A 12,254-nucleotide genomic window follows, 5' to 3' on the forward strand; every position below is an offset into this window, starting at 1 on the left:
TGCCGGTGTCGACGGCCTGAACGGCGGCCTGAGCGCGCTGGCGCACCGGGTCCGGCACGTCCTGGCCGAGTTGCAGCTGCACGAAGGCCTGACGCGCCTCGGCGGTCTTGCCGTGCTGCAGCTGGGCCATGGCCAGGGCTTCCTGGGCGAAGGCCTGCATCGGGCGCTTGTCGCCGGTCAGCGGCTCCAGGCGCTTCTGCACGTCTTCCAGCGAGGCCGTGTCCATGACCAGGAAGACCGCCTTCAGGGCGGCGATGTCGGACAGAATCGGATCCTTGGCGGCCTTGGCGGCTTCATCCAGCAGAGCCACGGCCTCGGTCGTCTTGTTCTCAGCCTGGGCCAGACCCGCCTGTTGCATCAAAGCCAGGGCCTTGTAGCCGCCGCCCGCCTTGGCCGACTCGGCGAAGGCGGTCTTGGCTTCGGCGGGCTTGCCCGCCTGCAGCGCCTGAACGCCCTGCTCATAGGCGGCCGAGGCCTTGTCGGCCTGCGAGCTCACATAGGATTGCCAGCCCCACCAGGCCAGCGCGGCGACCAGGGCGACCGCCAGCAGGCCGCCCAGAATCGGCAGCCAGGTGCGAGCCAGACGCTTATAGCGTTCGGAGCGAAGCTCCTCCTCGACCTGTTCGAAGACATCAACCACGAAACGTCGCCCCAAAAATGCAGCCAAGGCCGATCATAAAAACGCCGCGACCCTAGAGGTTCGGCGTCACGGCCGCAACGCAGGCGTTGGGCGCGAAACGGCTTTTTCCAGCCCTAAGCCGGGACTGGGGCGGGAAAACGGCGCTCAGATCTGTTGCGACAGCTTCACCACGCCCGCCGCCAGCAAGGCGACCAACACCCCGGCCGTGGCCCAGAACATCTGCATCCCGCCCATGGAGCCAATGGAGCCGAGGGCCGCATCGCCCAGCCCGCTCCGCTCCAGCAGCGACTGAAGCGCCAGCCCGCCCTGAATCCCGGCCTGGGAGCCGGCCGAATCGATCACGCCGCCCGCCTGGGCGGAGAATCCATCCGGTCCCACATGGAAGTTGACGCCCAGCAGTTCGTGCATCGCGATCAGGCCCCCGATCACCCCCGCCGCCGACAGGGCCACAGACCGCACGCGCGAGGCTTTGTTCAGCCGCGCGGCCACATCCGCTTCAAAGAAGACCGAATCGGGAAAGTGCGGCGTCTGCGCGAACAGGCGCTCGATCGTCGGGTCGAATTCATCAGCCGACATGGGATGCGCTCCCGATTGCAACCGGCCCCGGCTGGAGCCGGGCCCGAAGTTTATCCAGACCACGCTTGACATGAGATTTCACCGTTCCAAGCGGCAAATTCATGGCCGCGGCGATTTCCGGGTGCGACAGCCCCGCGCCGTGACACAGGGAGACGCACAGGCGTTCCGCCTCGCTGAGACCGCGCAGGGCCTCATCCAGATCGACGCGGCCGATGCTGTCGACGGCGGGCGCGACATCTTCCGTTTCGGTTTCAGCCACATAGCGCGCCTCCTTCGAAATGCGCTTGAGATACATGCGGGCGGCGATGCGCTTGACCCAGGCAGCGAAGGTGCCCTCGCCCCGGAACTCGGCGCATTTCTCGAACGCCAGCAGAAAGGCGTCCTGGGCCAGGTCGTCGGCCAGCGCAGGCTGGGCGCCCATGCGGCGCAGCAGGCCCCGCACCGCCGAGCCGTGCCGACGGACCAGTTCGCCGAACTCGCGGCGGCCGCCGCCGGCCGCAAGCCCGGCCAACTCGACGTCGTGCAGATCGCGTAAGTCTCGGGCCATGACGGCTTTCCCTGTTCCGACCCGCCTCAGCCCTTGTTCTTGTTGAAGAAGCTCAGAATGATGAAGGCCAGACCGATCATGCCGGGGATCGCGGCGCCCCCGACGATGGGATAGAAGGCGTCGAAGTCGGCGAAGCTGACCGCATAGCCCAACAGGGCGATGCCGATCGCGACCGACAGCAGGATCACGCCCGCCCGCAGGTCGCGCGCGGCCGTCGGGACCGACTTCGCATTGTCCTTGCTGATGGCTTCGATCACTTCCGGCGGAAGGGACTGCCCCTTCTCGATGGAGGCTCGCAACGTGGCCTGCATCTCGCGCCGTTCGCGGCTCTTCAGCCACGACGGCACAAGAACGATGGCCGCGATCATCGCAAAGAATGTCAGCGGAATGAGGACTTCGTCCATGAGTTTGACCCCTGTTCGGCCGAGCCTGATGCGGCGGCCTTCTGATCACAAGAGGCGGCGATGATCGCCTATGGATGCAGTTGCGCGCATGAACTCTTCGTAATGCGTCACCACAGCGTGACTCGACACGCCCGAAACGGCGTTCAACGCTGTAGCCGATCCCTTCGGAGCGGCGCATGACCATCACCTATCGCATCGTCCAGCACGACGGCGGCTGGGCCTACCAACTGGGCGACAGCTATTCCGAGACCTTCCCCAGCCACGCAGCGGCGCTGGCGGCGGCCACGGCCGCGGCGCGCGAACAGCGCGTGCCGGACCGCACGTTCTGGATCGAATATGAAGACGCCTCGGGCCAGTGGGTCACAGAGCGCGCCGACGGCCACGACCGCCCGACCACCGCCGTCGAGGACTGAACCTCAGCCCTTCAGAGCGGCGGCGTAGACGTCCGGCTTGAAGCCCAGCAGCGTCCGCCCGTCGCCCAGGTCCAGCACCGGCCGCTTGATCATCGACGGCTGGGCCAGCATCAGGTCCACCGCCTTGGCGTCGTCGATGTCGGCCTTGTCGGCGTCCGACAGCTTGCGGAAGGTCGTGCCCGCCCGGTTCAGCACCTTCTCCCAGCCATGCTCGGCGACCCAGCGCTCCACCTCGGCGCGATCCGCGCCTGCGGCCTTGTAGTCATGAAAATCATAGGCCACGCCGTTCTGATCCAGCCAGACGCGCGCCTTCTTCATCGTGTCGCAGGCCTTGATGCCATACAGGGTGCGGGTCATGGGCGAACTCCAAGCGTGACGGACAGCCGGGGTCTGACATCGAAGCGCGGAGGGGTCAATTTTCTCGTCGCATGAAGAAATCTTCACTCGACGAACCAACCTTCACTTGAAAGAGTCATGTTATCAAACGGAGGCGAACATGAAGCGTGCAGCAGCCTTAACGACCCTGGCGCTCATATCAGCCTGCTCCGAGCCCCGTCATGAAGTCAGTGCAAAGGTGACGACGCCTGTTGAGACGGGCAAGATCGCAGGCGTCCAACAATCTGTTGAAGCCCGCGTCGAAGTCCCCGCAGAGGCGGCAGAGGCCATTGAAGCCCATATTCGAGCGCAGGAGGCTGAAGCTCGGAAAACCAAGAGCCCCTAAAGAACTTCCAGCACCGCCTCGACCGGCCGACCGATCGCCGCGCCCTTGGGCGTCTCGACGATCGGGCGCTCGACCAGGACCGGGTTCTCGATCATCGCGGCCCGGACCGTCGCGTCATCCGCGTCGGCGGCCAACAGCTCGGCGGCCTTCGTCTCCTTCTTGCGCAGCAGGCCCTTCAGCCCGCCGCCCGTCTCGCGCGCCAGACGGTTCAGGGTCTCGGCGTCCCAGCCGGTCTTCAGATACTCGACCACCGTCGGCTCGGTCCCGCGCTCGCGCAGCAGCTCCAGCGCCTTGCGCGAGGTCGAGCATTTCGGGTTGTGGTAAAGGGTGACGGTCATGGTCAGGCTCCTGTCTGCGCCCTCACCTAGGCCTTGAGGCCGTCTTGCGCCAGCTTCCCCGCCCCGCGCAGGCCGCCGATGTGCAGCAACAGGCACAGCACCATGCCGGCTCCCGCCACGCCGACGCTCCAGCCCGGCAGCCCCGGCGCGGCCGGCGACGCCCCGACCATCAGGCTGACCGACATCGCGCTCAGTTCATAAAGCGCCCAGGCCAGGCCGAAGACCGGCAGGATGCGGTTGGGACGGCGCCACTGCACCAGGCCCAGCACGGCGGCGACGGCCGAGAAGACCACCGCGAAACCCGTTGTCGCCCCGCGGAACTCCGCCTGTTCGGGCGCGCTCAGGAACCAGACCAGCCCGGCCTGCATCAGGCCCACGCCCGCCCAGATCCAGAAGGCCCAGGCGCTGCCGCGCGCCAGCGCCCTCGCCGTCTCGGTCGAATCGACCGGGGCGAACGGTTGGGGCGGTGCGATCCGTCGGTTCATGCGCGACTCCCTGACTGAGGCGGCGAAACTATCCCGCTCCGCGCCGAAATCCCAAGTGCGTGAAAGAGATATCGCCCCACCTTCACCTTTGGCGCCCGCCCGTCTAGGGTCGCCGCCATGCGGATCGAACCTCAAGATCAGGCCGTGCTCGATCACGTCGCGGCCCAAGGCGACGCCATTGTCCAGCGCGCCGTCGACTGGTCCAACATCAACTCAGGCAGCCGCCACGCCGAAGGGCTGGCGCGGATTCTCGACGTTCTGGACGCCACGGCGCGCGCCGCCTTCGCCCAGGCCACGGTCGAGCGCGTGCCGACGCAAGGCTCCACCACCGTCGCCGACAGCGGCGCGGTCATAGCCGAGAGCTACGCCGACTGCCTGAAGATCGTCGCCCGGCCCGAAGCCCCGCTTCAGGTCGTGCTGACCGGCCACTACGACACCGTCTTCCCCGCCGACAGCGTCTTCCAGACCGTCGTCACGCGCGACGACGGCGCCCTGAACGGCCCCGGCATCGCCGACATGAAGGGCGGCATCAGCGTCATGCTGGCCGCGCTGGAGGCCTTCGAGACCCATCCCGACAAGGCCCGCGTCGGCTGGACCGTGCTTCTGTCCCCCGACGAAGAGATCGGCTCGCCCGCCTCGGCGCCCCTGCTGGCGGAACTGGGCGCGCGTGGCCACGTCGGCCTGACCTATGAACCCGCCCTGTCCGACGGAACCCTGGCGGGTGAGCGCAAGGGCAGCGGCAACTTCCACCTGATCGTCACCGGCAAGGCCGCCCACGCGGGCCGCGCCTTCCATGAGGGCGCCAACGCCGTCGCGGGCGCCGCCATCATCGCCGCCCACCTGCACGGCCTGAACGGCCAGCGCGAGGGCGTCACCGTCAACGTCGCCAAGATCGCCGGCGGCGGCCCCTGAACGTCGTGGCCGACAACGCCGTGGTCCGCTTCAACGTCCGCGTGCCGGACGCCCAGAGCGCGACCTGGATCGACGAAACGGTGCGCGCCCTCGCCGCCGAGCCGCCCTTCCCCGGCCTGACGCTGGACCTGCACGGCGGCATGACCCGCGCGCCCAAGCCGATGGACGCCAGCCAGACCGCCCTGTTCCACGCCGTCCGCGACGCCGGCGACCTGCTGGGCCAGACCATCGCCTGGAAGCCGTCCGGCGGCGTCTGCGAGGGCAACAACCTGCACGCCGCGGGCCTGCCCAACGTCGACACCCTGGGCGTCATCGGCGGCGAGATTCACTCGGACCAGGAGTTCGCCTGGCCCGCCAGCTTCGTGGAACGGGCGCAATTGTCCGCCCTGATCCTGTGCAAGATCGCCTCGGGCGAGATCGACGCCCTCAAACTGAAACAGCTCCGACTGGAGACGATGTAACCGCATGCTCGTTGTTCGCCCCGCCGGCCCCGCCGATCTTCATCACCTGCTCGAACTGGCCATCCTGTCCGGCCCCGGCTTCACCAGCCTACCCGAGGACGCCGACGTCCTCAGCGAGCGCCTGGAACTAAGCCAGGCCAGCTTCGAAGGCCGCATCCCGCCGCAGGAAGCCTGGTACACCCTGATGCTGGAAGACGGCGACACGGGCGACATCGACGGCGTCGGCTCGGTCAAGGCGACGGTGGGGCTGAAGCGCCCCTTCTTCAGCTTCCGCGTGGTCAACAACACGGTCCAGTCGCCTTCGCTGGGCATCAAGCTGAACCATCAGACCCTGGTGCTGGTCAATGAATGCACCGGCTGGACCGAGGTCGGCTCCCTGTTCCTCAAGGCCGATCGTCGCAAGGGCGGCGCCGGGCGCCTGCTCAGCCAGTCGCGCTACATGCTGATCGGGGCCCAGCCGGACCTGTTCGCGGACAACGTGCTGGCCGAACTGCGCGGCGTCTTCACGCCCGACGGCTACTGCCCCTTCTGGGATCATGTGGCGCACAAATTCTTCCCCATGGACTTCGACGACGCCGACCGCATGAGCGGCTCGACCGACAAGCAGTTCATCCTCGACCTGGCCCCGCGCCACCCGATCTACATCGACCTGCTGCCCGAACCGGCCCGCGCCGTGATCGGCAAGGTCCACCCGCAGGGCGTGCCCGCCATGGCCCTGCTGGAATCCGAAGGCTTCCGCCCCAACGGCCTGGTCGATATCTTCGACGCCGGTCCGACCGTGGCCTGCGGCCGCGACAACATCCGCACCGTCCGCGACGCCCGCGTCCTGAGCGCTCGCATCGAGAAGGAGGTCGAGGTCGAACTGCCCAGCCTCGTCTCGACCGACAGCGTCTCGGCCTTCCGCGCCGTGCGCGCCCGCGTCCTGGTGGACGGCGAAACCGTTCACATGACCCCCGACGTCGCCGCCGCCCTGAAGATCAAGGACGGCGCCACGGTGCGGGTGAAGTCGTGATACCCGCGCTCAAGCAGCCGAAGGCGGTAGCGCACAAAAACGCCCTTCTCCCCTTGTGGGAGAAGGCAGCCTGCGAAGCAGGTCGGATGAGGGGTGTCGCCGCGACGTCCGCCTCTTATCTTAACTACAGCACCGCCCCGTCAGACGTCGCCGCAACCCTTCATCCGGTCGCTGCCGCGACCACCTTCTCCCGCAAGGGGAGAAGGGGAGAACTCAAATGACCCGTTTCATCTCCACCAACCCCGCCACCGGCGAAACCGTCTGGGAAGGCGAAGCCGCCACGACCGAACAGGTCGGCGCCGCCGTCGAGGCCGCCCGCGCAGCCTTCCCCGACTGGGCCGACCGCCCGCGCCAGGACCGCATCGACGCGGTCAAACGCTATCAGGCCATCCTTAAAGACCGCGCCCCCGAAATGGCCGAAGCCATCAGTCGCGAGACTGGCAAGGCCCTGTGGGAGACCAAGACCGAACTGGCCTCGATGGCGGGCAAGGTCGACATCTCGATCCGCGCCTATGACGAGCGCACCGGCGAGCGCAGCAGCGAGACCGCCTTCGGTCGCGCGACCCTGCGTCACCGCCCGCACGGCGTCTCGGCGGTGCTCGGCCCGTTCAACTTCCCCGGCCACCTGCCCAACGGTCACATCGTCCCGGCTCTGCTGGCGGGCGATACCGTCGTGTTCAAACCGTCCGAGGAAACGCCCCTGACCGGCCAGCTAATGGCCGAATGCCTGGACGCCGCCGACCTGCCCAAGGGCGTGTTCAACATGGTGCAAGGCGGACGCGAGACCGGCGCGGCCCTGCTGGACCAGCCCATCGACGCCCTGATGTTCACCGGCTCGGGCGCGGCGGGCGCCCACTTCCGGCGCAAGTTCGCCGACGATCCCCATGTCATCCTGGCGCTGGAGCTGGGCGGCAACAACCCCCTGGTCGTCTGGGACGCCGCCGACGCCGAAGCCGTCGCGGGCATCGTGGTCCAGTCCGCCTTCGTCACCACTGGTCAGCGCTGCTCGTGCGCGCGCCGCCTGATCGTGCCGGAAGGCGCGCAGGGCGACGCCATCGTCGAGGCCGTGGGGGCCATGTCCGACCGCCTGAACTTCGCCCCGTGGGACAGCGACCCCGAACCCTACGCCGGGCCGCTGATCTCCGAGAAGGCCGCCGGCAACGCGCTGGCCGCCCTGCAACAGCGCATCGACGCGGGCGCGCGCGTGATCCGCGCCTCGGGTCCGGTCGACAACCTGCCGGGCGCCTTCGTCAAGCCTGCGATCATCGACGTCACCGGCGTCGCGGTCGAGGATGAGGAGATGTTCGCTCCCTTCCTCCAGGTCATCCGCGTCCCGACCTTCGACGCCGCCATCGCCGCCGCCAACGCCACCAAATACGGCCTGTCCGCTGGTCTGGTCAGCGACGATGCGAAGCACTGGGACCGCTTCATCAACCGCATCCGCGCGGGCGTGGTGAACTTCAACCGCCCGACCACGGGCGCGGCGGGCGACATGCCCTTCGGCGGCCTGGGCGCCAGCGGCAACCACCGCCCCAGCGCCTACTACGCCGCCGACTACTGCGCCTATCCGGTCGCCAGCTTCGAGGCGGGATCGGTCAAGAACATCGAAAACGAGATCAAGGGCTTGCGCGCATGACTTCTGCTGTCGAGGCCAATGCCGACGGCCTGATCGGGCCGACCCACTCCTACGCCGGGCTGTCGCCGGGCAATCTGGCGTCTAGCCTGAACAAGGGCGAGGCGTCGAACCCCCGCGCGGCCGTGCTGCAGGGCCTCGACAAGATGAAGACCCTGGCCGACCTGGGCCTGCCCCAGTTCGTCCTGCCTCCGCATGAGCGGCCGAACATCCCCTTCCTGCGCGACCTCGGCTTCTCGGGCTCCGACGCTCAAGTGCTGGAGCGCGCATGGAAGGACGCGCCCTCCTTCGCCGCCGCCGCCTGTTCGGCCTCGCCCATGTGGGCCGCCAACGCCGCGACGGTGACGCCCAGCGCCGACGCACGTGACGGCCGGGTCCACTTCACCCCCGCCAATCTGATCACCAACCTGCACCGCAGCCTTGAGCACGATCAGACGAAGCGCGCGCTGGACGCCCTCTTCCCCGACGCCAGCCGTTTCGCCGTCCACGACGCCCTGCCCTCGGTCGCCCATCTGGCGGACGAAGGGGCGGCCAACCACGTCCGCCTATGCCGCGATCACGGCGAGGCGGGCGTCAATCTGATGGTCTGGGGCCGCGAGGCCTGGGAGCATTGGGACGGTCCCTACCCCGCCCGCCAGACGCGCGAGGCGTCCGAGGCGATCATGCGCCGCCACGAAGCGTCCGGCGCCGTCCTGGCGCGTCAGGGCAAGGCCGCCATCGCCGGCGGCACCTTCCACAACGACGTGGTCTGCGTCGGGGCCCTGGACACCCTTTTCTTCCATGAGCTGGCCTTCGAGGACACGGACGCGACCAAGGCCGCCATCCGCGCCGCCGCCGACGGGTTCGAGCCGCAGTTCGTCGAGGTCTCGGCCGCCGACCTGCCGCTGGCCGACGCCATTAGCTCCTACCTGTTCAACTCCATGCTGATCCGGGTTCCGGGGCAGGACCGCCTGACCCTGATCTGCCCGACCGAGACGCGCGACAACCCGCGCAGCCATGCGGTCGCGCAAGGGCTCGCCGCCTCCAACGGCCCGATCGGCCATGTCGAATACGTCGACGTGCGCCAGTCGATGCGCAACGGCGGCGGTCCCGCCTGCCTGCGCCTGCGCGTCGTTCTGACCGAGGCCGAGTTGGCGGCGACCAATCCGGCCATGCGCCTGACCGACGCCCTTCACGCCCGCCTGTCGGACTGGGGCCGTCGCTGGTATCGCGACAGCCTGACGGCGCACGACCTGGCCGATCCCGCCCTGCTGGACGAGACGCGCGGCGCGCTGGACGAGCTGACGCAGATCCTGAACCTCGGCGGCGGCTTCTATCCGTTCCAGCGGATCTGACCCTCAGACAGGACCATCGGCCGCAGCCCTCGTCACGCTGCGGTCAAGCCGCCGTCATCGGACCGTAATGCACCGCTCGTAAGCACGGGGCATGATCGCTTCACGCCGCGCCTTCATGGCCTCCGCCGCCGCCCTCGCCCTGTCGGGCTACGCCAAACGCGCCCACGCCGTCGCCGCCGAACCGGGCGGCTTCGTCGACGGCCCCTCGCGCAACGAGGTGTTCGGCTACGGCCCGATGAAGGCCGACCCCTACGGCCTGCTGGACCTGCCCGAGGGCTTCTCCTACCGCGTGGCGTCCCAGGCGGGCGAGACCATGGCCGACGGCCTGCTGACCCCCGACAAGTTCGACGGCATGGGCTGTTTCGGGCTGGATGAGGACCGGGTGATCCTGGTCCGCAACCACGAGGTCAATCCGCTGGAGTTCAACGCCAGCGCCTGGGGCGCCAATCACCGACTGGTCGGCGACCTAGACCGCGCCCGCGTCTACGGCGTCTATCTCGATGAGAACGGCGCGGTCGCTCCGCTGGGCGGCGGCACCACCACCGTCGTCTACAACCTCAGGACCGGCCGCACCGAGCGCCAGCACCTCAGCCTGGGCGGCACGGCGGTCAACTGCGCCGGGGGCGTCACCCCCTGGGGCTCGTGGCTGAGCTGCGAAGAGATCGTCGCCGGGACCAAGGACGGCCTGCCTCAGGACCACGGCTGGGTGTTCGAGGTTCCGTCGCGCGCCACCGGCCTGGTCGATCCGACCCCGATCCGCGCCATGGGCCGCTTCAAGCACGAGGCCGCCTGCATCGATCCGCGCACCGGCGTCGTCTACATGACCGAGGACACGGCCGAGAGCCTCTTCTACCGCTACCTGCCGACCGACCCGCGCCGTCTGCAGGCGGGCGGCCGCCTTCAGGCCCTGGCCCTGGTCGATCAGGCGCGCGGCGACACCCGCAACTGGAACGACGTCCTGTGGCGCCAGGGCCAGCGCCTGGCCGTGCGCTGGGTCGATCTGGATCACGTCGAAAGCCCCGACGGCGACCTGTCCCTGCGCGGCCACGCCTCGGGCGCGGCCCTATTCGCGCGCGGCGAAGGCGTCCACTGGGCGGGGGACCACCTCTATTTCACCTGCACCTCGGGCGGCGTCGGCCGTCACGGCCAGATCATGCGCTACGTCCCCAGCCCGCGCGAGGGCCAGTCGGACGAGGCCGCCCAACCGGGCGTGCTGGAGCTGTTCGTCGAGGCGGGCGACCGCGCCGTGCTGGACTATGTCGACAACATCGCCATCGCCCCGAACGGCCACGTCATCGGCTGCGAGGACAAGCAGGTCGGCACCCAGCATGTGAAGGGCGTCACCACCGACGGCCGCGTCTACGCCATCGCCCGCAACGCCATGCGCCACGACGCCGATGAGTCGAACACCGAGTTCGCCGGCGTCTGCTGGGCCCCGAACGGCCAGACCATGTTCGTGAACCTGTACTCGCCCGGCATGACCCTGGCCGTCACCGGCCCGTGGGAGCGGTTCAGGGTCTGAGGCCCTTCCCCCATACCGTCCCCCTCGGGCCTGTCCCGAGGGTGACGGACAGAGGGCTGTCAGCGCATCCTCACCGTCCAAACGCAGACAAATTCCGGCGTCGCCGCGCGTAGACCCGCGCTTTCACACTGTCGCCTGCGCCCATGCGATGATCCCTCCCCCGCGCCGCCGCAGAGGAGAGATTCAGACGTTTCAGACGAATTGGACTCTGTTTTTTCTTCCTCCCCTTCAGGGGGAGGGAGAAGATGCGCCGCCTATGCCGCGAACCGCCCGCCCTTGGCGGCGTAGGCCTGGGTGCCGTGCGTGAACACCTTGTCGGTCGGCAGCACGGCCTCGATCGGCAGAGCCTCGGCGCCTTGCAGACGGTCGTAGATCGGGCCGAAGTCCTGAAGCGTCTCACGCTTCAGCTGTTCGATGCTGTCGATGACAAAATAGACCTGCTGGAAGTCGTCGATGCGGTACAGGGTCTTCATCACCCGCTCCAGGTCGAAGCCCAAACGGTTCGGCGAGGGATCTTCCAGGCTGAAGACGCTCTCGGTCGCCGACGACACGATGCCCGCGCCATAGATGCGAAGCTCGCCCGCTTCCTGCATCAGGCCGAACTCGACCGTGTACCAGTAGAGGCGCGCCAGGTTCGGCAGCATGCCCAGCGACGCCGCCCGCTGCCCGCCCTTGCCGTAGGCCTCCATATAGGCGGCGAAGTCGGGGTCGGTCAGCATCGGCACATGGCCGAACACATCGTGGAAGATGTCCGGCTCCTGCAGGTAATCCAGTTGGTCCGGCTTGCGGATGAACTGGCCCGAGACGAAGCGGCGGTTGGCCAGGTGGTCGAAGAAGACCTCGTCCGGCACCAGCCCCGGCACGCAGACCACGGTCCAGCCGGTCAGGGCCTGAAGCTTGGGGTTGATGACCTCGAAGTCGGGAATGCCGCCTGCGTTCAGGTCCAACGCGTCCAGGCCGCGCAGGAAGGCCTCGCTGGCGCGACCCGGCAGGATCTTCATCTGCCGCTCGTATAGGGTGTTCCAGGTCTGATGCTCGACCTCGGTATAAGCCGACCAGTTCTGAGGGATGGTCCAGTCGGCGGCGGCGCCTTCCGGCGGCTGCTCGAAAACGTGCTCGAAGTCGGACATGGGGACGCTCCTCACGGCTCTGATGGCCTTTCGGGGCAGATTAGCGCGCGTTTTCGTCCACGTCACGCACGGCTGTTGCAGCGCTTTCCTGGCGCGGCGCGGCGCAAAAGAAAACGGGCCGGAGGT

13 protein-coding genes and 2 pseudogenes are annotated in these 12,254 nt (G+C 68.3%); 7 read left to right on the forward strand and 8 right to left on the reverse strand.

Annotated elements, in window-relative coordinates; genetic code table 11:
* From BDIM_RS09960 to BDIM_RS09975, 4 genes are all read right to left on the reverse strand, one after another.
* Positions 1–640, reverse strand: a 640-nt coding sequence (locus BDIM_RS09960; RefSeq protein WP_040345687.1) for a tetratricopeptide repeat protein, incomplete at its 3' end; no start/stop codon positions are given.
* A gap of 144 nt (positions 641–784) precedes the next feature.
* A complete protein-coding gene (locus BDIM_RS09965) occupies positions 785–1,216 on the reverse strand; it encodes a hypothetical protein (RefSeq protein ID WP_003165463.1) in 432 nt (143 codons plus the stop codon).
* Positions 1,206–1,763: an RNA polymerase sigma factor gene (locus BDIM_RS09970; RefSeq protein ID WP_003165464.1), complete on the reverse strand. Its 558-nt coding sequence runs from the start codon at positions 1,761–1,763 to the stop codon at positions 1,206–1,208. The genes BDIM_RS09965 and BDIM_RS09970 overlap by 11 nt, the downstream gene beginning before the upstream one ends.
* 26 nt (positions 1,764–1,789) lie before the next feature.
* A complete protein-coding gene (locus BDIM_RS09975) occupies positions 1,790–2,167 on the reverse strand; it encodes a DUF6249 domain-containing protein (RefSeq protein WP_003165465.1) in 378 nt (125 codons plus the stop codon).
* 176 nt (positions 2,168–2,343) lie between these two features.
* Here BDIM_RS09975 and BDIM_RS09980 point away from each other — a divergent pair, with 176 nt between their 5' ends.
* On the forward strand, positions 2,344–2,580 hold the full coding sequence (locus BDIM_RS09980; RefSeq protein WP_003165466.1) for a DUF2188 domain-containing protein: 237 nt from the start codon (positions 2,344–2,346) through the stop codon (positions 2,578–2,580).
* A gap of 3 nt (positions 2,581–2,583) precedes the next feature.
* Here BDIM_RS09980 and BDIM_RS09985 read toward each other — a convergent pair whose 3' ends face one another.
* On the reverse strand, positions 2,584–2,937 hold the full coding sequence (locus BDIM_RS09985) for an ArsC family reductase (RefSeq protein ID WP_003165467.1): 354 nt from the start codon (positions 2,935–2,937) through the stop codon (positions 2,584–2,586).
* Positions 2,938–3,076: 139 nt separating this feature from the next.
* Between BDIM_RS09985 and BDIM_RS17570 the strand changes: the two genes are divergently transcribed.
* The gene (locus BDIM_RS17570) at positions 3,077–3,301 is read left to right on the forward strand and encodes a hypothetical protein (RefSeq protein WP_128720271.1); all 225 of its coding nucleotides are present in this window, start codon (positions 3,077–3,079) and stop codon (positions 3,299–3,301) included.
* Here the strand turns inward: BDIM_RS17570 and BDIM_RS09990 are convergent.
* Both BDIM_RS09990 and BDIM_RS09995 read right to left on the reverse strand, forming a co-directional pair.
* Positions 3,298–3,639 (reverse strand): ArsC/Spx/MgsR family protein, encoded by a 342-nt coding sequence (locus tag BDIM_RS09990; protein ID WP_003165468.1) that lies wholly within the window; start codon positions 3,637–3,639, stop codon positions 3,298–3,300. The two genes, BDIM_RS17570 and BDIM_RS09990, sit on opposite strands and share 4 nt — an antisense overlap.
* 26 nt (positions 3,640–3,665) lie before the next feature.
* On the reverse strand, positions 3,666–4,124 hold the full coding sequence (locus BDIM_RS09995; RefSeq protein WP_003165469.1) for a hypothetical protein: 459 nt from the start codon (positions 4,122–4,124) through the stop codon (positions 3,666–3,668).
* Positions 4,125–4,241: 117 nt separating this feature from the next.
* Here BDIM_RS09995 and BDIM_RS10000 point away from each other — a divergent pair.
* The 5 genes and pseudogenes from BDIM_RS10000 to BDIM_RS10020 all read left to right on the forward strand — a co-directional run bounded on the left by BDIM_RS10000 (position 4,242) and on the right by BDIM_RS10020 (position 10,998).
* Positions 4,242–5,497: pseudogene (locus BDIM_RS10000) on the forward strand (hydrolase).
* A 4-nt stretch (positions 5,498–5,501) separates the two neighbouring features.
* A complete protein-coding gene (locus BDIM_RS10005) occupies positions 5,502–6,509 on the forward strand; it encodes an arginine N-succinyltransferase (protein WP_003165472.1) in 1,008 nt (335 codons plus the stop codon).
* 208 nt (positions 6,510–6,717) lie between these two features.
* Positions 6,718–8,145 (forward strand): annotated as a pseudogene (gene astD / locus BDIM_RS10010) (succinylglutamate-semialdehyde dehydrogenase); the annotation flags it as partial.
* Positions 8,142–9,476 (forward strand): N-succinylarginine dihydrolase, encoded by a 1,335-nt coding sequence (astB, locus tag BDIM_RS10015; RefSeq protein WP_003165474.1) that lies wholly within the window; start codon positions 8,142–8,144, stop codon positions 9,474–9,476. The pseudogene astD and the gene astB, both read left to right, overlap by 4 nt.
* Positions 9,477–9,567: 91 nt before the next feature.
* On the forward strand, positions 9,568–10,998 hold the full coding sequence (locus BDIM_RS10020) for an alkaline phosphatase PhoX (protein ID WP_003165475.1): 1,431 nt from the start codon (positions 9,568–9,570) through the stop codon (positions 10,996–10,998).
* 254 nt (positions 10,999–11,252) lie between these two features.
* On the opposite strand, the gene phhA is transcribed toward BDIM_RS10020, so the two are convergent.
* Complete coding sequence (gene phhA, locus BDIM_RS10025; protein ID WP_003165476.1) at positions 11,253–12,128, reverse strand: phenylalanine 4-monooxygenase; 876 nt, start codon at positions 12,126–12,128, stop codon at positions 11,253–11,255.
* Between the last annotated feature and the right edge of the window lie 126 nt (positions 12,129–12,254).

It is taken from the genome of Brevundimonas diminuta ATCC 11568, from assembly GCF_000204035.1.
GTDB classification, from domain to species: domain Bacteria; phylum Pseudomonadota; class Alphaproteobacteria; order Caulobacterales; family Caulobacteraceae; genus Brevundimonas; species Brevundimonas diminuta.

Bases quoted from the DNA above. Each gene is read 5' to 3' on its own strand.
- BDIM_RS09965 (WP_003165463.1), bottom strand. From the start codon at position 1,216: ATGTCGGCTGATGAATTCGACCCGACGATCGAGCGCCTGTTCGCGCAG.
- BDIM_RS09970 (WP_003165464.1), bottom strand. From the start codon at position 1,763: ATGGCCCGAGACTTACGCGATCTGCACGACGTCGAGTTGGCCGGGCTT.
- BDIM_RS09975 (WP_003165465.1), bottom strand. From the start codon at position 2,167: ATGGACGAAGTCCTCATTCCGCTGACATTCTTTGCGATGATCGCGGCC.
- BDIM_RS09980 (WP_003165466.1), top strand. From the start codon at position 2,344: ATGACCATCACCTATCGCATCGTCCAGCACGACGGCGGCTGGGCCTAC.
- BDIM_RS09985 (WP_003165467.1), bottom strand. From the start codon at position 2,937: ATGACCCGCACCCTGTATGGCATCAAGGCCTGCGACACGATGAAGAAG.
- BDIM_RS17570 (WP_128720271.1), top strand. From the start codon at position 3,077: ATGAAGCGTGCAGCAGCCTTAACGACCCTGGCGCTCATATCAGCCTGC.
- BDIM_RS09990 (WP_003165468.1), bottom strand. From the start codon at position 3,639: ATGACCGTCACCCTTTACCACAACCCGAAATGCTCGACCTCGCGCAAG.
- BDIM_RS09995 (WP_003165469.1), bottom strand. From the start codon at position 4,124: ATGAACCGACGGATCGCACCGCCCCAACCGTTCGCCCCGGTCGATTCG.
- BDIM_RS10005 (WP_003165472.1), top strand. From the start codon at position 5,502: ATGCTCGTTGTTCGCCCCGCCGGCCCCGCCGATCTTCATCACCTGCTC.
- astB (WP_003165474.1), top strand. From the start codon at position 8,142: ATGACTTCTGCTGTCGAGGCCAATGCCGACGGCCTGATCGGGCCGACC.
- BDIM_RS10020 (WP_003165475.1), top strand. From the start codon at position 9,568: ATGATCGCTTCACGCCGCGCCTTCATGGCCTCCGCCGCCGCCCTCGCC.
- phhA (WP_003165476.1), bottom strand. From the start codon at position 12,128: ATGTCCGACTTCGAGCACGTTTTCGAGCAGCCGCCGGAAGGCGCCGCC.